Origin of the sequence: Thauera sp., assembly GCF_035444905.1 — a bacterium.
In the GTDB taxonomy this organism is placed as follows: domain Bacteria; phylum Pseudomonadota; class Gammaproteobacteria; order Burkholderiales; family Rhodocyclaceae; genus Thauera.
In genome coordinates this window covers 13,664-39,682 of record NZ_DAOMPS010000024.1, presented here as the reverse complement: position 1 = coordinate 39,682, position 26,019 = coordinate 13,664, and the positions used below count along the sequence as shown (strand labels likewise).

Sequence of the window (26,019 nt, the reverse complement as noted above, 5' to 3'; positions counted from 1 at the left end):
GCCGAATTTTTCGTGAAAAATGACACGGTCGTGAAATCAGCCGTTGGGGAGTTCGTCCAGGCTGTGGTCCAGGTGGCGCTCGTCCGCCCACGCCAGCAGCCGCCATCCTGCCGGCTGATGCTCGATCCAGTTCAGTGCCGCGTTGGGAATCGGAAAGTCGCGTGCCGACTCCAGCTCGCGGCCCGCGGCGATGCGGTAGGCGATGTCGAGCACGCCGCCGTGGGTCACGACGAGCACACGCTCGCCGCGATGGCGCAGCGCGATATCGTGCAGTGCGGCGCGAATGCGCTCGGCGAACTCGTGCAGGCTCTCGCCCCGATCGGCAAGCGCAAAATCGAGTTCGCGCGCCTTGAAGCGATGATAGAACTCGGGGTGGCGGCGCGCCGCCTCGTCGTAGGTGAGGCCCTGGAACATGCCGTAGTGGCGCTCGCGCAGGCGGGCGTCGGTGGTTTCGGGCATCGGGTGGCGGCGCCTGATCGCAGCCGCGGTCTGGCGCGCGCGTGCGAGGTCGCTGCAGTACAGCGCGGAAAAGCGCGTCCCCGCCAGGCTGCGGGCGGTGGCTTCGGCCTGGGCCTGGCCGCGCTCATTGAGCGGGATGTCGATGTGCCCCTGCAGGCGCCGTTCCACGTTCCAGTCCGTCTCGCCGTGGCGGACCAGGCAGAGCGTGCACGCGGTGCCGGCATCGGCGGGGGAGGGGGGCAGGGTCGTCATGGGGTCTGTGCGGGGTCCGAAAAAGGGAAGAGCCCGGGCGGGCTCTCCCCTTGCGCAACGCGGGCGGGCGCCGTGCTTAGCGGATCGACTGCATGAAGCGGTCGTAGCTCGCTTCGGCAACGCCGAACCAGGCGTTCTGCGACTGGCGGTACTTCACGAACTCGGTGTAGATCTTCTTCCACGCCGGGTTCTTGGCCGATTCCTCGGCGTACATTTCCTGGCTGAGGTCGTAGGCCTTCTTCATGATCTCGTTGGAGAAGCGCTGCAGCTTCACGCCCTGGCTCAGCAGGCGGGCCAGCGCCTGCGGATTCTTGTGGTCGTAGCTTGCGGTCATGAGGATGTGAGCCTCGCGCGAAGCGGCCTGGAAGGCGGCCTGGTACTCCTTCGGCAGCTTGTCCCATTCCAGCTTGTTCACGAAGAAGTGCACCGCGGGGCCGGGCTCCCAGAAGCCGGGGGCGTAGTAGTTGGGTGCGACCTTGTGCAGGCCGAGCTTTTCGTCGTCGTAGGGGGCGACGAATTCGGCGGCATCGATGGTGCCCTTCTCCAGCGCGGTGTAGATGTCGCCCGCGCCGAGCTGCTGCGGTACGGCGCCCATGCGCGCGAGCAGCTCGCCGCCCAGACCCGCGATGCGGATCTTGAGGCCGTTCATGTCGGCGACGGTGTTGATCTCCTTGCGGTACCAGCCGCCCATCTGCACGCCGGTGTTGTCGCCGAGGAAGGAGCGGATGTTGTAGTTGCTGTAGAACTCGTCGAGCAGCTCCTGGCCGCCGCCGGCGATGATCCAGGCGTCCATCTGGCGCGCGTTGAGGCCGAAGGGGATCGCCGTGCCGAAGCCGAAGGCCTTGTCCTTGCCGGTGTAGTAGTAGGAGCAGGTGTGGCTCATCTCGACCGTGCCCTGCTGGACGGCGTCGAGTGCCTGCAGCGCGGGCAGCAGTTCACCGGCCGGATAGACGCGGATGTCGAACTTGCCGCCGGTGATCTCGCTGACGCGGGTCGACAGCAACTCGGCGCTGCCGAACAGTGTGTCGACACCGCGCGGAAAGCTCGAGGTCATGCGCCACTTGATCTCGGGCAGGCCGGTATGGACCGCCGGGGCGGCCGCGACGGGGCTGGATGCGACACCGGCTGCGGCGCCTGCGGCGAGACCCACGCCTGCCTTCTTGAGGAATGAACGACGTTCCACGATTGCTCCTTTTCTTGAGTGGCACCGAATATCGGTGGCCGATTATATAGGCGGATCAGCGCCCGGCCACCTTCATGCGCTCGATCAGGACCGAGCCGCACAGTTTTGCACCCCGCGGCAGCGCATCGTTGCCGATGGCGACGATGCTGCGGAACATGTCGCGCAGGTTGCCGGCGATGGTGATCTCCTCGACCGCATGCTTGATGCGGCCCTTCTCGATCCAGAAGCCTGCCGCACCGCGCGAGTAATCGCCCGTGACGTAATTCACGCCATGGCCCAGCAGTTCGGTGACGAGCAGGCCCCTGTCCATCTGCTTGATGAGGCCGGCGAGGTCGTGCTCGCCCGGCTTGACGATCAGGTTGTGCGAGCCGCCAGCGTTGCCCGTGGTCTGCATGCCGAGCTTGCGCGCCGAGTAGGTCGACAGGAAGTAGCCCTGCAGCACGCCCTCGCTCACCACCTCGCGGTCGCGGGTGGCGACGCCATCGCTGTCGAAGGGGCTGGAGCCGAAAGCCTTCTTCAGGTGCGGGCGTTCGGCGATGCTCACCACCGGCGAGAACACCGGCTGGCCGAGGCTGTCGAGCAGGAAGCTGGACTTGCGGTACAGCGAGCCGCCACTCACCGCCTGCACGAAATTGCCGATCAGCGCCACCGCGAGCGGCGCCTCGAACAGCACCGGCACCTCGCAGGTGCGGATCTTCTTCGCGCCGAGGCGGGCCAGCGCGCGTTCGCCGGCGCGGCGGCCGATCTCCTCCGGCGACATCAGCTCGGGCGCATCGCGGCGCGAGTCGTACCAGTATTCGCGCTGCATGGCGTCGCCCTCGCCGGCGATCACCGAGCACGACAGGCCATGGCGGGTGGTCGCATAGCCACCGATGAAGCCGTGGCTGTTGGCCGACACGAAATGCGACTGCTGGATCGAGGTGTTGGCGCCTTCCGAGTTGCTGATCTTCGGACTCACCGCGAAGGCCGCCTCCTCGCAGCGGCGCGCGAGCGCGATTGCCGCGTTGACGTCGATCGCCCAGGGGTGGAAGAGGTCGAGCTCGGGCATGTCCTTCGCGTGCGCCATCAGCGCCGCGTCGGCGAGGCCAGCGCAGGGGTCGGGCGCGGTGAAGCGGGCGATCGAGATCGCGGCCTCGACCGTGGCCTTGAGCGCCTTCTTGGAGAAGTCCGAAGTGCTGGCATAGCCACGCTGCTGGCCGACGTAGACGGTGACGCCCACGCCCTTGTCGCGGTTGTACTCGATCGTGTCGACCTCGCCCTTGCGCACCGCGACCGACTGGCCGAAGCCTTCCGAGACGTCGGTCTCGCAGGCCGAGGCGCCGTGCTTTTTCGCGTGCTTGAGGATGTCGGTGGCGATTTCGGCGAGGTGCGCCTGGGAGAAGGAGAAGCCTTGAGCGGACATGGAGCGGGCCGGGTGCGTGCAAAGGCTATAATCTTAACCCGATCAAGCCAGCCCCCATGCCCGCAATGCGCCCAGATTCGCGCCAATCCACCCACGACGACGCCGATGACGACTACGTCGAGCCGCCCAGCAAGAGCAGCCGCAAGCGCGAGATGCAGGCGCTGCAGGATCTCGGCGAGCAGCTCGTGGCCTTGTCGGTCGACCAGCTCAAGAAGGTGCCGCTGCCCGAATCCCTGTTCGACGCCATCCGCGCCGCCCAGGGCTTCAAGATGGAAGCGCGCCGCCGCCAGTTGCAGTACATCGGCAAGCTGATGCGCAAGATCGACCCCGCGCCGATCCAGGCCCAGCTCGCGGTCTTCGCCGGCAACTCGGCCGCCGAGGTGGCGAAGATGCACCGCCTCGAGCGCCTGCGCGAACAACTGCTCGAGGACGAGAAGGTGATCGGCGTCATCGCCGAGACCTGGCCGGGCGCTGACTTGCAATACCTGCGCACCCTGCGCCGCAATGCGCTCAAGGAGCGCGAGGCGGGCAAGCCGCCGAAGGCCTTCCGCGAGATCTTCCAGACCCTGCGCATGCTGCAGGCGGCGGAGGCGGCGGACGACGAAGGCGTGGCCGCCGAGGAGGCAACGGACATCGACACGGGGTCCGCTGATGGCACGGACGGCGACGGTCAGGCCGCCGACCCCAAGCACTGAAGAACCAGGACAACCAGACTCATGAGCGAACAGATCCGGATCGGCCTCGTGTCGATCAGCGACCGCGCCTCCGAAGGCACCTACGAAGACCAGGGCATCCCGGCGCTGAAGGATTGGCTGGGCAAGGCGTTGAGCTCGCCGTGGACCGCCGAGACACGCCTGATCCCGGACGAGCGCGCGACGATCGAGCGCACCCTGATCGAACTCGCCGACGCTGCCGGCTGCAAGCTCGTCCTCACCACCGGCGGCACCGGTCCGGCGCCGCGCGACGTGACGCCCGAGGCGACGCTGGCGGTCGGTGACAAGGAGATGCCCGGCTTCGGCGAGGAGATGCGCCGCATCAGTCTCAACTTCGTGCCGACCGCGATCCTGTCGCGCCAGGTGGCGGTGATCCGTGGCAACTGCCTGATCATCAACCTGCCGGGGCAGCCCAAGTCGATCCGCGAGACGCTCGAGGGCGTGCGCGACGCCGACGGTGCCGTGCGCCACGTCGGCATCTTCGCCGCCGTGCCCTATTGCATCGACCTCATCGGCGGGCCCTACATCGAGACCGACGAGGCGGTGATCAAGACCTTCCGGCCGAAGACCGCGATTCGTCCGAAGCAGGGCTGAAGCCGACGTGGAAGCGGCCGCCGAGCTGTGCTGGGAGGAGGAGGGCGCTGCGGAGCCGGACGCGGCCGTACCCTGCCGGGCGCGCTGGCGCTCGGAGAACGGCGTGCCGCCACCCCGTCGGGTCGTCGTTGCCGATGACACGATGAAGGCGGACACTGCGTGGCGGCTGGCCTGCGAGGGCACGGGCCTGCTGTGGCGCGGCGATTATCACAACGCCCGCCAGTTGCTGCAGGCGATGGCGCGACGCGCCGACGCCCGTCCGCGCAAGCGCAGCCGCGAGCCGGCTTCGCCCGCCGAGGCCTTTCACCTGCACCGCATGGCCCAGGCGCAGCGCGCACGCACGCTCGGCATGCTGCTGATCCCGGTCGAGGCGGGTGGCCGCATTGCGCTGCGACGGGCGCCGGACGTCGTCGAGGCGCTGGCCGAGGCCATCGACGGCACGGCGGATGCCGATCTGCTCGATGCCCCCTGCGTGCTGTCGCTGCGCGAGCTGCTCGGCCTGATCGGCGCGCATGAATGGCGGCGCAAGGGCGTGCTGGTGCCGGCGCTGGGCGCGCGCATCCACCCCTGGTACGGCGTGTTCTCGCCGATCCGCGGCGAATACCTCGATCTCGTCGCGCGCGTGCCGCTGCCGGCGCGCACACTTGCCTTTGACATCGGCACCGGCACCGGGGTGATTGCCGCCCTGTTGGCGCGGCGCGGCGTCGAGCGCGTGATCGCCACCGACCAGGATCCGCGTGCGCTCGCTTGTGCGCGCGACAACCTCTCCCGCCTCGGGCTCGATGGCGCGGTGGAGGTGGCCGCGGCCGACCTCTTCCCGCCCGGCCGCGCACCGTTGGTGGTGTGCAACCCGCCCTGGCTGCCGGCCAAGCCGACGGCGGCGATCGAGCGCGCGGTGTACGACCCCGACAGTCGCATGCTGCGCGGCTTCCTCGACGGCCTGGCAGCACACCTGACGGCCAACGGCGAGGGCTGGCTGATCCTGTCGGACCTTGCCGAGCACCTCGGCCTGCGCTCGCGCGAGCAACTGCTGGGCTGGATCGCGGCGGCGGGTTTGCGCGTGCTCCGTCGCGAGGACATCCGCCCGCGCCATGCCAAGGCGCGCGACGCGGACGACCCGCTGCACGCGGCGCGCGCAGCGGAGATCACCTCGCTGTGGCGGCTCGCTATTTCGGCATGATGCGGATCACCGGGCGCTGCAGATGCTTCGCCGGCGGCGGCACCGACAGCTGGCGCCGGCGCTCGAGCTCGCGCCACCAGGCGCGCACGCCCAGCAGCGCGGCCAGGATCAGCGCGTAGATCAGCGGCTCGAGCACGTCGGCCTTCACCAGCCACCAGAAGTGCAGCACGCCGAGGATGGCGATACCGTAGGTGGCGCGGTGCAGTGACTGCCACCTGCGGCCGCCGAGGCGGCGCATGGCGAAGTGGCTGGAGGTGGCAGCGAGCGGGATCATCAGCACGAAGGCGGCGAAGCCCACGGTGACGAAGGGGCGCTCGAGGATGTCGCGCGCGATCGCCGGCCAGTCGAAGTACAGGTCGAGCCAGATCCAGATCGCGAAATGGCCGAGCGCATAGGCGAAGGCGAACAGGCCCAGCATGCGCCGCAGCCGCATCAACCAGTGCAGGCCGGTGTAGCGGCGCAGCGGGGTCACGGCGAGCGTGATCAGCAGGAGACGAAGCGCCCACTCGCCACTGGCGCGGGTGAGCGTCTCGATCGGGTTGGCCCCGAGGGCGTCGGCGCGCCAGCCGAGGGCGAGGTCGGCCGCAGGCATCAGGCACAGCATGAAGACCAGGATCTTGATGGCGCCAAGGGCGATTGGCGAGGGCGTGCGCAGCATCAGTAGTGCTTCCTCAGGTCCATGCCCTGGTACAGCCCGGCGACCTGGTCGGCGTAGCCGTTGAACATCAGGGTCGGCCGTCGGCGCAGTTCGCCGATGCGGCGCTCGGTCGCCTGGCTCCAGCGCGGATGCGACACCTCGGGGTTTACGTTGGAGTAGAAGCCGTATTCCTGCGGCGCCGCACGGTTCCAGGCGGTGGCCGGCTGGTTCTCGGTGAGTCGAATCGTGACGATGGACTTCGCGCTCTTGAAGCCGTACTTCCAGGGCACGACCAGGCGCACCGGAGCGCCGTTCTGGTTGGGCAGGGTCTCGCCGTAGAGCCCGACTGCGAGCAGGGTGAGCGGGTGCAGGGCCTCGTCCATGCGCAGGCCTTCGCCGTAGGGCCATTCCAGCACCGGTCGGCGGGTCATGATCTCGCGGTCGTAGTGGGTCAGGAATTCGACGTACTTCGCGCTGCCGAGCGGTTCCACTTCCTTCAGCAGGGCGGCGAGCGGAAGGCCGACCCAGGGGATCACCATCGACCAGCCCTCGACGCAGCGCATGCGATAGATGCGTTCCTCGAGCGGGGCGAGCCTGAGCAGCGCGTCGATGTCGAAGATCCGCGGCTTGCCCGCCAGTCCTTCGACGCGCAAGGTCCAGGGGCGTACAGCCATGCGGCCGGCGTTGCGCGCCGGATCCGCCTTGTCGGTGCCGAACTCGTAGAAATTGTTGTAGGTGGTGACCGACTTGTAGTCGGTCAGCGCCTCGGTGGTGCTGAAGGCCGAGGGCGTGGTCGCGAGCGCGGTGCTGGCGCTCGTTGCCCGCGCCGCTTCGGGCACGCCGTGCCAGAGCGCCGCACCGGCCGCCAGGCCGACGCCGGCACGGGCGAGAAAGGCGCGCCGGTCATGGAACAGGTCGCGTGAGGTGATCTCGGAGGAGGGGATGTCGGGGGGACGCTTGATCAGCATGGGGAGGTCGCTTTCTCTTATCTTGACTGCGTGGGTTCTGGCGTCGCGGCTTCAAGCTTGCGACTGTACGAACAGACGTGCGGAACCGCGATCGGTTCAGTGCATCGGTGGCATAGCGGGCGGCGCCTGCAGCCTGTTGGTGGTTTGGGCTAGAATCGGACGCTTATTCCAGCCCCGACTCAGAGTTGCCGCATGTCTGCCTCCATGAAGATCCATATCGACGACGTCCGCATCCAGGAAATCAAGGAGCTCGTGCCGCCCGCGCACGTGCTGCGCGAGTTTCCCGCCACTCCGAAGGCGGCGGAGGTCTCCTACGAGGCGCGCCAGGCGATCCACCGCATCCTGTACGGTGCCGACGACCGCCTGCTGGTGGTGATCGGGCCGTGCTCGATCCACGACCCGGCGGCGGCGATCGAATACGCGAAGAAACTCAAGAGCGAGGCAGACCGGCTGAAGGACGACCTGCTGATCGTCATGCGCGTCTACTTCGAGAAGCCGCGCACCACCGTGGGCTGGAAGGGACTGATCAACGATCCCGGCCTCGACAACAGCTTCCGTATCAACGACGGCGTGCGCCTGGCGCGCAAGCTGCTGTGGGAGGTCAATGAGCTTGGCCTGCCCGCAGGCACCGAGTTCCTCGACATGATCACGCCGCAGTACATCGGCGATCTCATCGCCTGGGGCGCGATCGGCGCGCGCACCACCGAGAGCCAGGTGCACCGCGAGCTCGCCTCCGGGCTGTCGTGCCCGGTTGGTTTCAAGAACGGCACCGATGGCAACCTGCGCATTGCCGCCGACGCGATCAAGGCCGCACAGGCACCGCATCATTTCCTGTCGGTGACCAAGGCCGGCCACTCGGCGATCGTCTCCACCCGCGGCAACGAGGACTGCCACGCCATCCTGCGCGGCGGCAAGGAGCCCAACTACGACGCCGCCAGCGTCGACACGGCCAGCCGCGAACTGGCCGCAGCGGGCGTGTGCAACAAGGTCATGGTCGACTTCTCGCATGGCAACAGCCGCAAGCAGCACCGGCTGCAGATCGAGGTGGCGCGTGACGTTGCCGAGCAGCTCGCCGCCGGCGACGACCGCATCATGGGCGTGATGGTCGAGTCCCACCTCAAGGAAGGCCGCCAGGACCTGGTGCCCGGCAAGGAGCTCGAATACGGCAAGAGCATCACCGACGCCTGCATCGGCTGGGAGGACAGCCTCGAGGTGCTCGACATCCTCGCCGAGGGCGTGCGTCAGCGGCGGGTCAAGCGCGCCGCCGAGTTCTGATTCGCGGCCCGGTTGGCATCGCAGAGGGCCTGCCGCGTGCAGGCCTTCTGCATTGAAGGCGGGCGCATGAGCGAGCCCACGCGCAAGATCATCCACTGTGATTGCGACTGCTTCTACGCCGCGGTCGAGATGCGTGACGACCCCGCGCTGCGTGGCCGGCCGCTGGCCGTCGGCGGACGCGCCGAGACGCGCGGCGTGATCGCCACCTGCAACTACGAGGCGCGCGCCTTCGGCGTGCACTCGGCAATGGCCACCGCGCGCGCGCTGCAGCTGTGTCCGCAGCTGATCCTGCTGCCGCCCGACTTCGAGCGCTACCGCGAGGCCTCGCGCACCATCCTCGCCATCTATCGCGACTACACGCCGCTGGTCGAGCCGCTGTCGCTGGATGAGGCCTACCTCGACGTCAGCGGCGTGGACCGCTGCCGCGGCTCGGCCTCGCTGATGGCGCAGGAGATTCGGGCGCGCATTCGCGAGGAGGTGGGCATCACCGCCTCGGCCGGCATCGCGCCGAACAAGTTCATCGCCAAGGTGGCGAGCGACTGGAACAAGCCCGACGGCCAGTTCGTCGTGCGTCCGCAGGACGTCGATGCCTTCGTCGCCGCGCTGCCGGTGAAGAAGATCTTCGGCGTCGGCAAGGTGACCGCGGCGAAGCTCAACCGGCTGGGCGTGCACACCTGCGGCGACCTGCGTGCCTGGAGCGCGGCCGACCTGACCCACGCCTTCGGCAGCTTCGGCGCCAGCCTGTATCGCCTGTGCCGCGGCATCGACGAGCGCCCGGTGCAGCCCGATCGCATCCGCAAGTCCTTGTCGGTCGAGACCACGTACACGCCCGATCTGGCCGATCTGGACGCCTGCCGCAGCGCCCTGCGTGCGCTGCTGGCGGATTTCCACCGCCGCTTCGAGCGCGCCCGCGACCGGCCGCCGGTGCACAAGGCCTTCGTCAAGGTGCGCTTCGCCGACTTCAGCCGCACCACGGCCGAGTGCGTCAGCGGCGCGCCGGACGAGTCCGTCTGGCTGGCCTTGCTCGACGAGGCCCATGCGCGCAAGCCGCTGGCCGTGCGTCTGCTCGGCGTCGGCGTGCGCTTTGCCGAGGATGCCCCCGGCGCGGCGGCGGCCCAGATCTCCCTGTTCGATTCGCCGCCGCTGCCCGCGCTGCACGGCGACCACCTCTGAGACCGAGTCCTGCATGTCCGACGCCCCTTTCGCCCAGCCTGCCGTCGGCGCCCCGACGGGCGCAGCTCCGCCGCAGCCGGCACCCGAACGCCCGGTCAGCCTGGGGGCCTTGTACGGCGCGCTCTGGCAGCACGCCGCGGGCGCGCGCCATCTGCTGCTGTTCGCCTTCCTGCTGCTGCTCGCGTCGCAGTTGTTCAAGCTCGCGGTGCCCTGGCTGGCGGGCAATGCGATCAACCTGATCCAGTCCGGCGGACTGGAGGCGATGAACGAGGCCGCGCGCTGGCTGGCGATGGTGTTCGCCGCCATCGTCGCGAGCTGGGTGCTGCACGGGCCGGGCCGCATCCTCGAGCGCAACGTTGCGCTCAAGGTGCGCGAGCGCCTGTCGGCGCTGCTCGTCGGGCGGCTGCTCGCAGCGCCGCTCTCCTGGCACGAACGCCATCATTCAGGCGAGACCACCCACCGCGTGCAGCAGAGCACCAACGCGCTCTACGACTTCGCACAGAGCCAGTTCATCTACCTGCAGAACACGGTGCGCCTGGTCGGGCCGATCGTCGCGCTGTGGCTGATCTCGCCGCTGGTGGGCGCGGTGGCGACAGTGGGCTACGGCCTGATCGGCCTGCTGATCACCCGCTTCGACCGCGTGATGATGCGTATCGCGGTGGACGAGAACCGTGCCGAGCGCGCGTATTCGGCGACGCTGGTCGACGTGCTCGGCAACGTGCTGTCGGTGCTCGCACTGCGCCGCGGAGCCGGGGTGGCGCGGCTGATCGGCGAGCGCCTGCAGGCGGTGTTCGGGCCGCTGAAGAAGAGCATCGTGCTGAACGAGGCCAAGTGGTGCTCGGTGGACCTGCTCGCCAGCGCGCTGTGGTGCGTGCTGGTCGGCGTGTATGCGGCCGAGGCCGCCGGCGTGTTCGCCTTCGGCGCGGCGGCGGGCGGTGCAGCGGCCGCGGCGGGCACGATCGCGCTCGGCAAGGTGTTCATGGTGTACGAGTACTCGCAGCAGGCCGGCGGCGTGATCACCGCGATCGCCGCCCACTTCCAGTCGCTCGCCCGCCAGCGCGCCAACTATGCCGCGGCCGAGCCGCTGTTTACGGCTGCGCAGACGAGTGTCGCGCCCTCACCGTCCGAAGCGGCCTCCGCCGAGGCCTCCGCCGCCCCGCGCTGGCAGGCCCTGACGCTCGAGGGCGTGCGCTTCGCGCATGGCGATGCGCGCGCGGCGGCGCTGGAACTCGATCGCCTGGAACTCATGCGCGGCCGGCGCTATGCGCTGGTCGGCCCGAGCGGTGGTGGCAAGACCACCTTGCTGCGCCTGCTGGCCGGGCTGGATTCGCCCGCGGCCGGGCGCCTGCTGCTCGATGGTCAAGCCGACCACGACATGCCGGGCCGGCTGCGCGCGCTGGCGACGCTGATCCCGCAGCAGGCCGAGATGTTCGACGGTACGCTGGCAGAGAACCTGCTGCTCGGCGACGCTGTCTCGCCCGAGCGCATCGATGCGGCGGTGCATGCAGCCTGCGCCGACATCGTGGTCGAAGGCCTGCCCGAGCGGTTGCAGACGCGGGTGGTGGAAGGCGGCGCCAACTGGTCGGGCGGCCAGCGCCAGCGCCTGGCACTTGCACGTGGCGCACTCGCCGCAGAGGGCACGAGCCTGTTGCTGCTCGACGAGCCCACCAGCAGCCTCGACCCCGAGACGGAGGCGCGGGTGTACCAGCGCCTGTTCGCCCACTTTGCCGACGCCGCGCTGGTGTCCTCCGTGCATCGGCTGCACCTGCTGGATCGCTTCGACGAGGTCATCCTGATGCGCGGCGGGCGTATCGAGGCGGTGGGGCGGGCGTGGGAGCTGGCGCAGACGTCCGCGTTGTTCCGCGAGCTGCTTGCGGCGCAGGCGGTGAGCGGGGAGGAGGGCGGCCGCGAATGGGATCGGGAAGGTGATCAGGAAGCGGGGCAGTCAGCGCACCAGGCGGGCGGTCGCTTCGAGCACACGGCTTCCGCGATGACCCGCGCCCGCGGCACCGATCAGGCTTGAGGCCGTCCGGCCCTGGCGGGGTGGGGCCGGACGACGGGAGCGATCAGGCGTTCTTGCGCTTCTGCCACAGCACGTCGCCGCGGCCGCCGGCGCGGTTGAGCACACGGCCGAGCACGAACAGCAGGTCGGAGAGGCGGTTCAGATATTGGCGCGGGGCGTCATTGACCGCCTCTTCCAGCGCCAGTGCCACCAGCGCGCGCTCGGCGCGCCGGCACACGGTGCGGGCATGATGCGCGTAGGCGGCGGCGCGGGTGCCGCCGGGCAGGATGAAGTCCTTGAGCGGCTCGAGCGGCTCGTTGAAGCGGTCGAGTTCTTCCTCGAGATGCGTCACCTGCTTGTCGGTGATCATGCTCATGCCCGGGATGCACACCTCGCCGCCGAGGTCGAAGAGGTCATGCTGGACGTTGGTCAGCAGCGCGCGCACTTCCTCCGGCAGTTCCTCGCACAGCAGCAGGCCGACGATGGCGTTGGTCTCGTCCACCTCGCCCAGGGCGTGGATGCGCAGGCTGTTCTTGGAGACGCGCTTGCCGTCGCCCAGGCCGGTGGTGCCGGCGTCGCCGGTGCGGGTGTAGATCTTTGAGAGGCGGTTACCCATGGTGTGCTCGTGTCCCGTTCGTTGGTTGACGTGAGCGTCAATTATAGGCGCCGGCGCTGAAATTGACTTCGATTCGAGTGCGGCATACGATGCGATACGTTTTGTATTACAAGAGGCTCTCGCCATGACCCTGTCGATCCGGCTCGACCCCGAACTCGAGGCCGAACTCGCGCGCGCCGCCGCGCAGACAGGCCGCAGCAAGAGCGAGCTGGTGAAAGCGAGCTTGCGCGAATATCTCGCCCGCATCGCACCGCGCAAGACGCCTTACGAGCTCGGCAAGGATCTCTTCGGCGGCGCCGACGCCGGACCGACGGATCTCGCCGAGCGCCGCAAGGACTACCTGACGGAGTCGCTGCGTGCGAAGCATGATCGTTGATGCGGGGCCTCTGCTGGCGCTGTTCAATCCGGCCGACCGGCACCATCAGGTGTGCGTGTCTTTCCTGCGCGGTAACGAGCTGGCACTGGTGACGACCTGGCCGGTGCTCACCGAGGTCATGCATCTGCTGCGTTACAGCGTGGATGCGCAGTTGCGCCTGCTGAGCTGGATCGATCGCGGGGGGCTGGCGATCGCCGAGCTGGAGCAGGGCTGCATCGGCGCAGTCGCCGGCCTCATCGACAAGTATCGCGACCGCCCGATGGACCTTGCCGATGCCTCGGTGGTGCAGCTTTCCATTCAGACCGGCTGCCGTGACGTACTGTCGATCGACAGCGATTTCGACATCTACCGCCTGCCGGACGGTGCCTGGCTCAACAATCCGCTACGCGACAAGGCTCATTGAGCGCAGCACCGGGTTTTCATCCGGGTCGATGCTGAAGTAGTCTCGTGCCGACCGCGAAAAAACATCTCTCTCCTCTGGATCCTTCATGAAATCCGCCGAAATCCGCGACGCCTTCCTCAAGTTCTTCGAATCCAAGGGCCACCAGATCGTGGCCTCGAGTTCGCTCGTGCCGCACGAGGACCCGACGCTGCTGTTCACCAACGCCGGCATGAACCAGTTCAAGGACGTGTTCCTCGGCTTCGACAAGCGGCCCTATACCCGCGCCACCACCTCGCAGAAGTGCGTGCGCGCCGGCGGCAAGCACAACGACCTCGAGAACGTCGGCTACACCGCGCGCCATCACACCTTCTTCGAGATGCTGGGCAACTTCAGCTTCGGCGACTACTTCAAGCGCGATGCGATTTCGTACGCTTGGGAGCTGCTCACCGAGGTCTTCAAGCTGCCCAAGGAGAAACTGTGGGTCACGGTGTATGCCGAGGACGACGAGGCCTACGACATCTGGACCAAGGAAGTCGGCGTGCCGGCGGAGCGGGTGATCCGCATCGGCGACAACAAGGGCGCGCGCTATGCGTCCGACAACTTCTGGATGATGGGCGACACCGGCCCCTGTGGCCCGTGCACCGAAATCTTCTATGACCACGGCCCGCACATCTGGGGCGGCCCCCCGGGATCGCCCGAGGAAGACGGCGACCGCTACATCGAGATCTGGAACAACGTGTTCATGCAGTTCAACCGCGACGAGCAGGGCGTGATGCATCCGCTGCCCAAGCCCTCGGTCGACACCGGCATGGGCCTCGAGCGCATCTCGGCGGTACTGCAGCACGTGCACGCCAACTATGAGATCGACCTCTTCCAGGCGCTGATCAAGGCGGCCGCGCGCGAGACCTCCAGTGCCGACATGGACTCGCCCTCGCTGAAGGTGCTGGCCGACCACATCCGTGCCTGCTCCTTCCTGATCGCCGATGGCGTGATCCCGGGTAACGAGGGCCGCGGCTACGTGCTGCGCCGCATCATCCGCCGCGCCATCCGCCACGGTTACAAGCTCGGCGCGCGCGCCGCCTTCTTCCACAAGATGGTGCCGGACCTGGTCGGCGAAATGGGCAGCGCCTATCCCGAACTCAAGGACGGTGAGCGCCGCATCATGGACGTGCTGCGCCAGGAAGAAGAGCGCTTCTTCGCCACCATCGAGAACGGCATGGCGATCGTCGAGTCCGAGCTCGCCGCGATGGAAGCCGCCGGCAAGAAGGTCTTCGACGGCGACACTGCCTTCAAGCTGCACGACACCTTCGGCTTCCCGCTCGACCTCACCGCCGACATCTGCCGCGAACGTGGCGTGACCGTCGATGCCGCCGCTTTCGACGCCGCGATGGCGCGCCAGAAGGAGCAGGCGCGCGCCGCCGGCAAGTTCAAGATGGCGGCCAACCTCGAGTACGAAGGCCCCGAGACCACCTTCCACGGTTACGAGCTGCTGGAGGAAAAGGGCAACATCCTCGCGCTGTACAAGGACGGCGCCCCGGTCAATGAGCTGCTCGAGGGCGAGATGGGCGTGGTCGTGCTCGACCATACCCCGTTCTATGCAGAATCCGGCGGCCAGGTTGGCGACCGCGGCGAACTGCGCGGCGCCGCCGGCATCTTCGGCGTGGAAGACACGCAGAAGATCCAGGCCGCGGTATTCGGCCACCACGGCGTGGTGCGCACCGGCAAGCTGGCGGTGGGGCAGGGCGTGACCGCCCGGGTGGACGTCGCCGCGCGCGCCGCCACCGCACGCAACCACTCGGTCACCCACCTGATGCACAAGGCGCTGCGCGAGGTGCTCGGCACCCACGTGCAGCAGAAGGGCTCGCTGGTCGATCCCGACAAGACCCGCTTCGACTTCGTCCACACCGGGCCGATGAGCGCCGAGGAGATCCGCGAGGTCGAGGAGCTCGTCAACCGCGAGATCCTCGCCAATACGGACACCAAGGCCGAGCTGATGGCCCTCGAGGCGGCGCAGAAGACCGGCGCCATGATGCTGTTCGGCGAGAAGTACGGCGACGAGGTGCGCGTGCTGTCGATTGGCAGCACGCAGGAGCTGTGCGGTGGCACCCATGTCGCGCGCACCGGCGACATCGGCCTGTTCAAGATCGTGTCCGAAGGCGGCGTCGCCGCCGGCATCCGCCGCGTCGAGGCGATCACCGGCGAGAACGCGCTGCGTTACGCGCAGGAGCAGGAGCGCCGCGTGCGGGGCATGTCGGCGCTGCTCAAGGTTCAGCCCGACGAGGTCGCCGAGCGCGTCGCCGGCATCCTCGACAACGTGCGCATGCTCGAGAAGGAGCTCGCCCGTCTCAAGGCCAAGCTCGCCGCCAGCCAGGGCGACGAGCTCGTGAACCAGGCGGTGGAGGTGGGCGGCCTCAAGGTGCTCGCCGCGGTGCTCGAAGGCGCCGACGTGCCGACCCTGCGCGACACCATGGACAAGCTCAAGGACAAGCTCAAGTCGGCCGCGATCGTGCTGGCGAGCGTGGCCGAAGGCAAGGTCAGCCTGATCGCCGGCGTCACCGCCGACTACACGGCCAAGGTCAAGGCCGGCGAGCTGGTCAACTTCGTCGCCCAGCAGGTCGGCGGCAAGGGCGGTGGCCGCCCCGACATGGCCCAGGCCGGTGGCACCCAGCCAGAGAACCTGGCGGCGGCGCTGGCGGGGGTCAAGGAGTGGGTCGCCGGCAAGCTGTGAGCGCCCGCCGGCCCTGCGAGTGGCGTGAGGGCTGCGCCGCACGCAGGGCCCGAAGCGTACTGAAGTGCCTGCGCCCGGCGAGCGGCGGTCGCAGGCGATCCATGTCCTGCCGCGGAACGCACGCCGCGAGGTTCAATTGGAGTGATCGATGCGCCACCTAGTCCTGCTTGCCCTGCTTGCGCTCACCGCGGCCCAGGCTGCCGGTCCCGAGTCCGTGACCCTGCCTTCGGGTGTCGCCGTCCAGACCTATCGCCAGGGCGATGGCTCCCCCCGCTCGCCGACCTTGGCCGACGTGGTGCGCGTCCATTACCAGGGCACGCTCGCCGACGGCAAGGCGTTCGACAGCTCTTACGATCGCGGCCAGCCGGCGGAGCTGCCGCTGGAGGCGCTGATTCCGTGCTGGCAGGAGGTGCTGCAGCAGATGTCGCCGGGCGGCGCGGTGCGCATCGTGTGCCCGCCCGAGACCGCCTACGGTAGCCGCGGCGTGGCCGGCAAGATTCCGCCCGACAGCACGCTGACCTTCGTGATCGAGCTGCTCGAGGTCAAGCGCTGAGGGTGTTGCGCGCGAGGTCGGCTGGCGGTCGTTCGGGCTGACTCCGGCCCTTTCCGCACGGGCGTCGCCCTGCGGCCGAGCGCGCGTCCCCTCAGGTCCCGTACTTGCGCACCAGGGTGTCGTGCAGGGCGACGAACTCCTGCGACAGCTTGTGCCTGGGGTCGAGGTGGATCATCGGCCTGGCCTGCTCGTGCGACTCCTTGATCTTCACCGAGGCCGACAGGTAGGGCTGCAGCACCGGCAGGCCCTCGTCGATGAGCTCCTGTACCACTTTCTGCGGCAGGCTGGCGCGCGGCAAGAACTGGTTGACCACGATGCCTTCGACCTGCAGGCCACGGTTGTGGTCGGCCTTGATCTCCTGCACGTTCTCGAGCAGCGAATACAGCGCCTTGCGCGAGAATTCGTCGCAGTCGAAGGGGATCAGGCAGGCATCGGCCGCGATCAGGGCCGAGCGGGTGAAGAAGTTGAGCGCCGGCGGGGTATCGATGTACACGCAGTCGAAATCCTTCGCCAGCTCCTCGAGGGCGTCGCGCAGCTTGTAGATCTTGTAGCGCGACTCGAGCTTCCCCTGCAGCTCCTCGAGTTGCGGGTGAGAGGGCATCACGTGCAGCCCCGCGAAGGGGCTGGCGACGACGAACTCCTCGGTGTCGCGCGGGTTGAGCTTGAAGTTGAGGGTCTGGTCGAAGAAGTCCGCCAGGGTGGCGTCGAGGTTCTCGCCGCCGGCGCCGAGCAGGTATTGGGTGGAGTTGCCTTGCGGGTCGAGGTCGACGACGAGGGTGCGCTTGCCCTGCTGGGCGCTGATTGCTGCCAGGTTGCAGGTGATGGTCGATTTGCCGACCCCGCCTTTCTGATTGAACACCACTCGCCGCATGCCTTTCTCCCCTGTTCGTGTGCGCAACGCGCTGCGTTCGGCGCGTCCGGAGCCCGCATTCTGCCAAAAAGACACCCCTGTCGGGGGCGGATGCGGCGCGCTGGCTGGCCATGATGCCTTGGCGTGATGGGGCGGATCAGCGGCGCGCGATGCCAAAGCGGGGGTGGCTGCGCTAAACTGCCGCGACGTCAATCGAGGTCGTTCCTGTGCCGCCCGAGGCGCAGAAAACAACAACATCATTTTCCAGAGAACATCCCGAACGATGCACACGGCGCGCGGCCGTCCCGGCCCGACGCTGCCCTGTGGGCGACTTGTCGCCCGCGTTGCCAAAAACAGACCTCACGAATTGTAGAGGGGAGAACATGGATCAGGATTTCATCGCCGCAGCACTCGACTATCACCGCTCGCCCACGCGCGGCAAGATTTCGGTCGTGCCCACCAAGGGCCTCACCAACCAGCGCGACCTCGCGCTCGCGTACTCGCCCGGCGTCGCCGCGGCCTGCGACGCGATCGTCGCCGACCCGGCTGAGGCCTTCGAGCTCACCAGCCGCGGCAACCTGGTGGCGGTGGTCACCAATGGCACGGCGGTGCTCGGCCTGGGCAACATCGGCCCGCTGGCCTCGAAGCCGGTCATGGAAGGGAAGGGCTGCCTGTTCAAGAAGTTCGCCAACATCGACGTCTTCGACATCGAACTGGCAGAGAACGACCCCGACAAGCTGATCGACATCATCGCCGCCCTCGAGCCCACGCTGGGCGGCATCAACCTCGAGGACATCAAGGCGCCCGAGTGCTTCTACATCGAGAAGAAGCTGCGCGAGCGCATGAAGATCCCGGTCTTCCACGACGACCAGCACGGCACCGCGATCATCTCCGCGGCCGGCCTGCTGAACGGGCTCAAGGTCATCGGCAAGGACATCGACAAGGTCAGGCTGGTGTGCTCGGGGGCGGGCGCGGCGGCGATCGCCTGCCTCGACCTGATGGTCAGCCTTGGCGTCAAGCGCGAGAACATCTTCGTCTGCGACTCCAAGGGGGTCATCTTCGAGGGTCGCGAACCGAACATGGAGCCGACCAAGGCGCGCTATGCGCAGACGACCGATGCGCGCACCCTGGGTGACGCGATCGTCGGCGCCGACGTCTTCCTCGGTTTGTCGACGGCCGGTGTGCTCAAGCCCGAGATGGTGGCGAAGATGGCCGACAAGCCGCTGATCTTCGCGCTCGCCAATCCGAACCCCGAGATCCTGCCGGCCGACGCCAAGGCGGTGCGCCCGGACTGCATCATCGCCACCGGCCGTTCGGACTTCCCGAACCAGGTCAACAACGTGCTGTGCTTCCCCTTCATCTTCCGGGGTGCGCTCGACGTCGGCGCGACCACCATCAACGAGGAGATGAAGCTCGCCTGCGTGAAGGCGATCGCCGAGCTGGCCGAAGCCGAGGCGAGCGACATCGTCGCCAGCGCCTATGGTGGCCAGGAGCTGAGCTTCGGCCCCGAGTACATCATCCCCAAGCCCTTCGACCCGCGCCTGATCGTCAAGATCGCGCCGGCGGTGGCGAAGGCGGCGATGGAATCCGGCGTGGCGACCAAGCCCATCGAGGACTTCGACGCCTACATCACCAGCCTGACCGGCTTCGTGTACCAGTCCGGCATCGTCATGAAGCCGGTGTTCTCGGCAGCCAAGGCCGTGCCGCCCGAGCAGAAGCGCGTGATCTACTGCGAGGGCGAGGACGAGCGTGTGCTGCACGCGGTGCGCGTGGTGCTGGACGAGGGCCTGGCACGTCCGATCCTGATCGGTCGTCCCGAAGTCATCGAGATGCGGATCAAGAAGATCGGTCTCAACCTGGTGCCCGAGCGCGATTTCGAGATCATCAATCCGGAGTCCGATCCGCGTTACCGTGAGCTGTGGACCGAGTACTACAAGCTGATGAGCCGAGACGGCGTGACCCCCGACGTGGCCAAGGCCCGAGTCCGTCGCGACACCACGCTGATCGGCGTCATGCTGCTGCGCCGCGGCGACGCCGACGCGATGGTGTGCGGCACCGTCGGCACCTACGACTACCACCTCAAGCAGGTGCGGGACGTCATCGGCCTGGCGCCGGGCGCCAAGCAGTTTGCGGCGATGAACCTGCTGCTGCTGTCCAAACGCATGCTGGCGATCACCGACACCTATGTGAACGAGAGCCCGAGCGCCGACGAAGTCGCCGAGATCGCGCGCATGGCGGCAGACGAGCTGCGTCGATTCGGCATCGAGCCGAGCCTGGCGCTGCTGTCGCACTCGAACTTCGGCAGCTCGAACTCGGCCTCGGCGCGCAAGATGCGCCGCGCCTGCGAGATCCTGCATGCCACCGCGCCCGACCTCAACGTCGACGGCGAGATGCACGGTGATGCCGCGCTGTCGCAGGAGATCCGCGACAAGCTGCATCCGGATTCGCGCCTGAAGGGCGAGGCCAACCTGCTGGTGATGCCCAACCTCGATGCCGCCAACATTTCCTTCAACCTGATGAAGATGGCCAACGGCGATGGCGTCTCGGTAGGGCCCATCCTGCTCGGCGCGGCCAAGTCGGTGCATATCGTGACCCCCTCGGCCACCGTGCGCCGCCTGGTCAACATGACCGCGCTAGCGGTGGTGGATGCGAAGGAGTCGCGCAACGCCAGCGCCTGATGCGGCAGGGGTGGCACGTGGTGCGCGCCACCCCTGCGCGGCTGCCAGGCATGGCGGCAGCGATGCAGGTTCGGGGCAGTCCTGCGAGGGGCTGCCCCGCTTCGTTTGTGTCGTGGAGGAAGTGTCCGATGATGAATCCGAGCTCGTCCTCGATGCGCGCACTGCTCCTTGCCTGCGCGCTCTTTGTTGCTGCACCGCAAGCGATCGCCGCCGACTGGCTGTTGGCGGCGAGCACGCCGCAGGTCCTGCCTGGCCAGCGCTTCGAGGTGATCCTCATCGGCGAGGGCAGGGCGGCGGACTGGCCCGCGCGCCTGGCGGCGCGCATCGAGCGGCGCGAGGGCGGCCCGGCCATCGCGCTCGAGCTGGTGGCGATCGGCAGGCCGCAGGCGAATGCGCGCCAGCGCCGCTACTTCGGGCGCTGGCCGGCCGAGGTGGCGGGCGTGGCGACGCTCGCGCTGGCGGACCACCCCGCGGCACGCCTGCTGCTCGATGCCGACCCCTCCAGGGTGGCGGCCACTGCCGTGACGCCCGATCCGACGACGGCCGCAGCCGAGGCCGCGCCTGCGCGGGTGCCGACCGGACAGGCGAGCGAGCTCATCGCCGATGTGGCGGCGGTGGAGCCTTCGGCAATCGGCTTTCATGAGCCGATGTATTTCCTCGTCGGCGGCAAGGACCCGGTGAGCGCACGCTTCCAGTTCAGCTTCCGCTATCGCATCTTCGACACGCAGGGCGTTGTCGCTGAAACCCTTCCGGTGGCGGGCGGCGTGTACTTCGGCTTTACCCAGACCTCGCTATGGGACTTGCAGTCGGAGTCGAAGCCCTTTCGCGATTCGAGCTTCCGGCCCTCGCTGTTTTACCGGTGGACCCTCGACGATCCGCAAGGACGCGGCGCGCTGGCCTTGTCGGGCGGCTACGAGCATGAATCGAACGGTAAGGAGGACGTGCCCTCGCGCAGCATCGACACCTTGTTCCTGCGGGCCGATGCGCGCCTGAGGCTTGGCGAGTCCGCGACCTATCTGGGCATCGCCCCCAAGTTCTGGTCCTACCTCGACCGCGAGGACAATCCGGACATCGCCCGCTACCGCGGCCATGCCGAGCTGGGCCTGCGCCTCGGGCGCGACGACGGGCTGCTGTTGTCGACGCTGATCCGGCGCGGCACGGAGGGCAAGATCGGCACCCAGTACGACCTGTCCTATCCGTTGCGGCGCAGCGTGTTCTCGGGCGTGGGTGCCTTCGTCCACCTGCAGGCCTTCAAGGGCTACGGCGAGACCCTGCTCGAATACGACCAGAACAAGGACACCCAGTACCGGCTGGGGATTTCGCTGGTACGCTGAGCGCCCCGAACAAGGCCGCCCGCGGGGCGGCGCAATGAGAGACGAGGAGGTCACGCATGAGCCATGCGATCCGTTTTTACCGCACCGGCGGTCCCGAAGTCCTGCAGTGGGAGGCGGTCGAGCTGCCGCCGCCCGGCCCCGGCGAGGTGCGCCTGCGCCACCACGCCGTGGGGCTCAACTTCATCGACACCTATCACCGCAGCGGACTCTATCCGCTGCCTTTGCCGTCCGGTCTCGGCATGGAGGGCGCGGGCGTGGTCGAGGCGGTGGGCGAGGGCGTCAGCGAGGTGCGCGTGGGCGACCGCGTGGCCTACACCAACGGCCCGCTCGACGCCTATTCCGAGGTGCGCAACATCCCCGCTCGCCATCTGGTGCTGCTGCCCGACGCGTTGTCCTTCGAGCAGGGGGCGGCGATGATGTTGCAGGGCATCACCGCGCAGTACCTGCTGCATTCCACCTACCCGGTGAAGGCGGGCGAGACCATCCTGGTACATGCGGCGGCCGGCGGCGTGGGCTCGATCCTGGTGCAGTGGGCGAAGCTGCTCGGCGCCACCGTGATCGGCACCGTCGGCAACGACGACAAGGCGCAGCGTGCGCGTGCGCTGGGCTGCGACGACGTCATCATCTACTCGCGCGAGAACTTCCCCGAGCGGGTGCGGGCGCTGACGGGCGGCGCGGGCGTGGCGGTGGTGTACGACTCGGTCGGTCGCGACACCTTCCTCGGCTCGGTCGCCTGCCTGCGTCGGCGCGGCACGATGGTGAGTTACGGCAACGCGACCGGGCCGGTGGCGCCCTTCGATTGCGCACTGCTGCACAAGGCCGGTTCGGTCTATGTGACCCGTCCCGGCCTGCCCGACTACATCGCCACGCGCGAGGAACTGGTCGAGCGCGCCGCGTCCCTGTTCGAGGTGGTGAGCAGCGGCAAGCTGAAGGTCGAGATCCTGCAGCGCTACGCGCTCAAGGATGCGGCCCAGGCGCATCGGGATCTCGAAGCGCGCAGGACCACGGGTTCGACCGTGCTGCTGCCGTGAAGAGCCGGGTGTCAGGATCGGACCGTCTGGTGCCGGGACGTATTCGAGGCTGATCGGGCGAGGGCGGGGCGGCCGCCTCGGGTAAAATCCCGCCCATGAATGCCCTTGCCCGCACTTCGGCCGAACCCCGCTTCGTCCACCTCCGTCTTCACTCCGAATACTCGATCACCGACGGCATCGTCCAGCTCGACCAGGCGATTGCCGCCGCCGCGGCCGACGGCATGCCGGCGCTCGGCGTCTCCGACCTGGCCAACCTGTTCGGCATGGTCAAGTTCTACAAGGGCGCGCGCGGCAAGGGCATCAAGCCCATCGTCGGCGTGGACGCCTGGATCCAGAACGAGGCCGAGCGCGACAAGCCCCACCGGGTGCTGCTGATCTGCCGCAACCGCGCGGGCTACGGCCAGTTGTGCGAGCTGCTGACGCGTGCCTACATGGAGAACAAGTACCGCGGCCGCGCCGAGATGCGCCGCGCCTGGTTCGAAGAGGGCGCCGCGAGCGAGCTGCTGTGCCTGTCCGGCGCGATGAGCGGCGACGTCGGCGCGGCGATCGCCGCCGGCAACCTGGCGCTCGCCGAGCAACTCGCCGCCGACTGGGCGCGCCTGTTCCCCGATGCCTTCTACATCGAGGTCCAGCGTGCCGGCCACCCCGGCACCGAGGGCTACATCCGCCACGCGGTGGACATCGCCGGCCGCCTTGGGCTGCCGGTGGTGGCGACCCACCCGGTGCAGTTCCTGAAGCGCGAGGATTTCCAGGCCCATGAGGCACGGGTGTGCATCGCGCAGGGCTACGTGCTGGCGGACAAGCGCCGCCCGCGCGACTTCACCGAGGAGCAATACCTCAAGAGCCAGGCCGAGATGTGCGCGCTGTTCGCCGACCTCCCCGAGGCGCTCGAGAACGCGGTCGAGATCGCCCGCCGCTGCTCGCTGACGGTGCAGCTGGGCAAGAACTTCCTGCCGCTGTTCCCGACGCCCGACGGCATGACGCTGGACGACTTCCTCGTCCAGGAAGCGAAGGACGGCCTCGAGCGCCGCCTCGCCCAGCTCTATCCCGACCCCGAGGAGCGCGAGCGCCAGCGCCCGCGCTACGAGGAGCGGTTGAAGTTCGAGACCGACACCATCATCCAGATGGGCTTCCCAGGCTACTTCCTGATCGTTGCCGACTTCATCCGCTGGGGCAAGAAGAACGGCGTCCCCGTCGGCCCGGGCCGCGGCTCGGGCGCCGGCTCGCTGGTGGCCTATTCGCTCGACATCACCGACCTCGATCCGCTGGAATACGCCCTGCTGTTCGAGCGCTTCCTGAACCCCGAGCGGGTGTCGATGCCCGACTTCGACATCGACTTCTGCCAGGACAACCGCTACCGCGTCATCGAGTACGTGCGCGAGCGCTACGGCAAGGACGCGGTGAGCCAGATCGCCACCTTCGGCACCATGGCCTCGAAGGCGGTGGTGCGCGACGTCGGCCGCGTGCTGGACCTGCCCTATGGCCTGTGCGACCGCCTCTCCAAGCTGATCCCGATCGAGGGCGCCAAGCCCGTCTCGCTGAACAAGGCCTACGAGATGGAGCCGCAGATCGGCGAGATGATGAAGGACGGCAACGACGGCGAGGCCATCCAGACCCTGTGGGGGCTGGCGCAGCCGCTCGAGGGCCTGAGTCGCAACGTCGGCATGCACGCGGGCGGGGTGCTGATCGCGCCCGGCAAGCTCACCGACTTCTGCCCGCTCTACATCGCCGACGGCGACGACGCCACGCCGGTGTCGCAGTTCGACAAGGACGACGTCGAAGCGGTCGGCCTGGTCAAGTTCGACTTCCTCGGGCTGCGCAACCTCACCATCATCGAGCTCGCGCTGGAGTACATCGCGCGCATGACGGGCAGCCGCCCCGACCTGATGAGCCTGGGCTTCGAGGACCCCGCCGCCTACCAGATCCTGAAGGACGCCAACACCACGGCGATCTTCCAGGTCGAATCGGACGGCATGAAGAAGCTCCTGAAGAAGCTCGCGCCCGACCGCTTCGAGGACATCATCGCGGTGCTCGCGCTCTACCGCCCGGGGCCGCTCGGCTCGGGCATGGTGGACGACTTCATCCTGCGCAAGAAGGGCCAGCAGGAGATCGACTACTTCCACCCGGATCTGAAAGCCTGCCTGGAACCGACCTACGGCGTCATCGTGTACCAGGAACAGGTGATGCAGATCAGCCAGATCATCGGCGGCTACACCCTGGGCGGCGCCGACATGCTGCGCCGCGCGATGGGCAAGAAGAAGGCCGACGAGATGGCCAAGCACCGCGCCACCATCGCCGAGGGCGCCAAGCACAAGGGCTACGATCCGGCGCTGGCCGAGCAACTCTTCGACCTCATGACCAAGTTCGCGGAGTACGGCTTCAACAAGTCGCACACCGCGGCCTACGCGGTCGTCACCTACCACACCGCCTGGCTCAAGGCGCATCACTGCGCGGCCTTCATGGCGGCGACGATGTCGTCCGACCTCGACAACACCGACACGGTCAAGATCTTCTACGAGGACACCGTCGCCAACGGCATCGCAGTGCTACCGCCGGACGTGAACGCCTCCGACTACCGCTTCGTGCCGGTCGATCGCAAGACCATCCGCTACGGCCTGGGCGCGGTGAAGGGCGTGGGCGAGCCGGCGGTGCGCGCGATCCTGGGTGCGCGCGACAAGGGTGGCGAGTTCCGCGACCTGTTCGACTTCTGCGAGCGTGTCGACCGCCGCATGGTGAACCGCCGCGTGATCGAGGCCCTGATCCGCGCCGGGGCGATGGACACGCTGGCGGGGCACGCAGGACTGGACCGCGCGCAACTGATGGCGACCGTGGCGCTGGCGATGGAGGCGGCCGAGCAGGCCGCGGCCAATGCGATGCAGGGCGGGCTGTTCGACCTGCTGCCGGAGGCGGCCGGCGCCGCCCCGCAGTTTGCCCGCATCCGCCCGTGGGGCGAGCGCGAGCGGCTGAAGGAAGAGAAGCTCGCGATCGGCTTCTTCCTCTCCGGCCATCCTTTCAACGCATTCAAGGCCGAGGTGCGCCGCTTCGTGCGCCGCACGCTGGCCCAGATCGAGCCCTCGCGCGACATTACGATGCTGGCCGGCGTGGTCATGGAGACGCGGACCAAGATGGGCAACCGCGGCAAGATGGCCTTCGTGACGCTCGATGACGGCACGCAGCCGCGCGAGGTCATGGTGTATTCCGAGGTGCTGGACGCCAGCCGCGGCAAGATCCTCACCGACGAGGTGCTGGTGGTGGAAGGCAAGGTCAGCAACGACGACTTCTCGGGCGGGCTGCGCATCATCGCCGATCGGCTGCTGACGCTGGGCGAGGCGCGTAGCCGCTTTGCGCGCGCGCTGCAATTGCGCATCAATGGCGAGGTCGGCAGCAGCGGCGGGCCGGTGGCCGCCGCCGGCAAGCTGCAGACCCTGCTCGAGCCCTTCCGTGAAGGCGGCTGCCCCATCCGCGTCAGCTACCGCAACGAGGCCGCCGAGGCGGACCTGCCGCTGGGCGATGGCTGGCGCGTGCGCCTGGACGACGCCCTGCTCGAGAGCCTGCGCGAGTGGCTGCCGCCCGAGGCGGTCGAGGTCGTCTATCCGGCTTGAAGTCTCGCCCCGGCGGGGGCCTGCCGCGGCT

At 68.2% G+C, this 26,019-nt stretch carries 21 protein-coding genes; 14 read left to right on the top strand and 7 right to left on the bottom strand.

The annotated features are described in order from the left end of the window. Positions 1 to 36 precede the first annotated feature (36 nt). From PLC66_RS12125 to pmbA, 3 genes are all read right to left on the bottom strand, one after another. On the bottom strand, positions 37 to 711 hold the full coding sequence (locus tag PLC66_RS12125; protein ID WP_324540716.1) for a histidine phosphatase family protein: 675 nt from the start codon (positions 709 to 711) through the stop codon (positions 37 to 39). Positions 712 to 787: 76 nt separating this feature from the next. Then, positions 788 to 1,894, bottom strand: a complete 1,107-nt coding sequence (locus PLC66_RS12120; protein WP_324540714.1) for a TRAP transporter substrate-binding protein — start codon at positions 1,892 to 1,894, stop codon at positions 788 to 790. Positions 1,895 to 1,949: 55 nt separating this feature from the next. Further along, positions 1,950 to 3,296 (bottom strand): metalloprotease PmbA, encoded by a 1,347-nt coding sequence (pmbA, locus tag PLC66_RS12115; protein ID WP_324540712.1) that lies wholly within the window; start codon positions 3,294 to 3,296, stop codon positions 1,950 to 1,952. A gap of 56 nt (positions 3,297 to 3,352) precedes the next feature. On the opposite strand from pmbA, the gene yjgA reads away from it, so the two are divergent. From yjgA to PLC66_RS12100, 3 genes are read left to right on the top strand one after another with little or no spacing between them, the layout of a single operon-like run. Beyond that, on the top strand, positions 3,353 to 3,991 hold the full coding sequence (gene yjgA / locus PLC66_RS12110) for a ribosome biogenesis factor YjgA (protein WP_324540710.1): 639 nt from the start codon (positions 3,353 to 3,355) through the stop codon (positions 3,989 to 3,991). A 21-nt stretch (positions 3,992 to 4,012) separates the two neighbouring features. Further along, on the top strand, positions 4,013 to 4,603 hold the full coding sequence (gene mog / locus PLC66_RS12105) for a molybdopterin adenylyltransferase (protein ID WP_324540708.1): 591 nt from the start codon (positions 4,013 to 4,015) through the stop codon (positions 4,601 to 4,603). 7 nt (positions 4,604 to 4,610) lie between these two features. Then, positions 4,611 to 5,783, top strand: coding sequence for a methyltransferase (locus PLC66_RS12100; protein WP_503012200.1), 1,173 nt, complete (start codon positions 4,611 to 4,613; stop codon positions 5,781 to 5,783). Here the strand turns inward: PLC66_RS12100 and msrQ are convergent. Together msrQ and msrP are read right to left on the bottom strand one after the other, a co-directional pair. After that, the gene (gene msrQ / locus PLC66_RS12095; RefSeq protein WP_324540706.1) at positions 5,770 to 6,441 is read right to left on the bottom strand and encodes a protein-methionine-sulfoxide reductase heme-binding subunit MsrQ; all 672 of its coding nucleotides are present in this window, start codon (positions 6,439 to 6,441) and stop codon (positions 5,770 to 5,772) included. The two genes, PLC66_RS12100 and msrQ, sit on opposite strands and share 14 nt — an antisense overlap. Next, a complete protein-coding gene (gene msrP, locus PLC66_RS12090) occupies positions 6,441 to 7,388 on the bottom strand; it encodes a protein-methionine-sulfoxide reductase catalytic subunit MsrP (RefSeq protein ID WP_324540704.1) in 948 nt (315 codons plus the stop codon). The genes msrQ and msrP overlap by 1 nt, the downstream gene beginning before the upstream one ends. A 192-nt stretch (positions 7,389 to 7,580) precedes the next feature. Between msrP and aroG the strand changes: the two genes are divergently transcribed. From aroG to PLC66_RS12075, 3 genes are all read left to right on the top strand, one after another. Then, positions 7,581 to 8,663 carry a 3-deoxy-7-phosphoheptulonate synthase AroG gene (gene aroG, locus PLC66_RS12085; protein WP_324540703.1) on the top strand — a complete coding sequence of 361 codons (1,083 nt, stop codon included), beginning with the start codon at positions 7,581 to 7,583 and terminating at the stop codon, positions 8,661 to 8,663. Between the two features lie 66 nt (positions 8,664 to 8,729). Further along, positions 8,730 to 9,836: a DNA polymerase IV gene (gene dinB, locus PLC66_RS12080; RefSeq protein WP_324540701.1), complete on the top strand. Its 1,107-nt coding sequence runs from the start codon at positions 8,730 to 8,732 to the stop codon at positions 9,834 to 9,836. A gap of 13 nt (positions 9,837 to 9,849) precedes the next feature. Further along, positions 9,850 to 11,859, top strand: coding sequence for an ATP-binding cassette domain-containing protein (locus PLC66_RS12075; RefSeq protein ID WP_324540699.1), 2,010 nt, complete (start codon positions 9,850 to 9,852; stop codon positions 11,857 to 11,859). A 43-nt stretch (positions 11,860 to 11,902) separates the two neighbouring features. Here PLC66_RS12075 and PLC66_RS12070 read toward each other — a convergent pair whose 3' ends face one another. Then, positions 11,903 to 12,454, bottom strand: coding sequence for a cob(I)yrinic acid a,c-diamide adenosyltransferase (locus PLC66_RS12070; protein ID WP_324540697.1), 552 nt, complete (start codon positions 12,452 to 12,454; stop codon positions 11,903 to 11,905). A 124-nt stretch (positions 12,455 to 12,578) separates the two neighbouring features. On the opposite strand from PLC66_RS12070, the gene PLC66_RS12065 reads away from it, so the two are divergent. From PLC66_RS12065 to PLC66_RS12050, 4 genes are all read left to right on the top strand, one after another. After that, a complete protein-coding gene (locus tag PLC66_RS12065) occupies positions 12,579 to 12,830 on the top strand; it encodes a ribbon-helix-helix protein, CopG family (protein WP_324540695.1) in 252 nt (83 codons plus the stop codon). Beyond that, on the top strand, positions 12,820 to 13,233 hold the full coding sequence (locus tag PLC66_RS12060; protein WP_324540771.1) for a type II toxin-antitoxin system VapC family toxin: 414 nt from the start codon (positions 12,820 to 12,822) through the stop codon (positions 13,231 to 13,233). Before PLC66_RS12065 ends, PLC66_RS12060 begins: the two co-directional genes overlap by 11 nt. 85 nt (positions 13,234 to 13,318) lie before the next feature. Continuing rightward, positions 13,319 to 15,940, top strand: coding sequence for an alanine--tRNA ligase (gene alaS / locus PLC66_RS12055; protein ID WP_324540693.1), 2,622 nt, complete (start codon positions 13,319 to 13,321; stop codon positions 15,938 to 15,940). Between the two features lie 148 nt (positions 15,941 to 16,088). Continuing rightward, the gene (locus tag PLC66_RS12050) at positions 16,089 to 16,493 is read left to right on the top strand and encodes an FKBP-type peptidyl-prolyl cis-trans isomerase (RefSeq protein WP_324540691.1); all 405 of its coding nucleotides are present in this window, start codon (positions 16,089 to 16,091) and stop codon (positions 16,491 to 16,493) included. Positions 16,494 to 16,584: 91 nt separating this feature from the next. On the opposite strand, the gene PLC66_RS12045 is transcribed toward PLC66_RS12050, so the two are convergent. After that, entirely contained in the window at positions 16,585 to 17,364 is a 780-nt protein-coding gene (locus PLC66_RS12045; RefSeq protein ID WP_324540689.1) for a ParA family protein, read from the bottom strand. A 362-nt stretch (positions 17,365 to 17,726) separates the two neighbouring features. Here PLC66_RS12045 and PLC66_RS12040 point away from each other — a divergent pair, with 362 nt between their 5' ends. The 4 genes from PLC66_RS12040 to dnaE all read left to right on the top strand — a co-directional run bounded on the left by PLC66_RS12040 (position 17,727) and on the right by dnaE (position 25,988). After that, a complete protein-coding gene (locus PLC66_RS12040) occupies positions 17,727 to 20,021 on the top strand; it encodes an NADP-dependent malic enzyme (protein WP_324540686.1) in 2,295 nt (764 codons plus the stop codon). Positions 20,022 to 20,149: 128 nt separating this feature from the next. Further along, positions 20,150 to 21,355: a phospholipase A gene (locus PLC66_RS12035; RefSeq protein WP_324540685.1), complete on the top strand. Its 1,206-nt coding sequence runs from the start codon at positions 20,150 to 20,152 to the stop codon at positions 21,353 to 21,355. 56 nt (positions 21,356 to 21,411) lie between these two features. Further along, a complete protein-coding gene (locus PLC66_RS12030; RefSeq protein ID WP_324540683.1) occupies positions 21,412 to 22,386 on the top strand; it encodes a quinone oxidoreductase family protein in 975 nt (324 codons plus the stop codon). A 95-nt stretch (positions 22,387 to 22,481) separates the two neighbouring features. Then, on the top strand, positions 22,482 to 25,988 hold the full coding sequence (gene dnaE, locus PLC66_RS12025; protein ID WP_324540681.1) for a DNA polymerase III subunit alpha: 3,507 nt from the start codon (positions 22,482 to 22,484) through the stop codon (positions 25,986 to 25,988). The last annotated feature ends 31 nt before the right edge of the window (positions 25,989 to 26,019 follow it).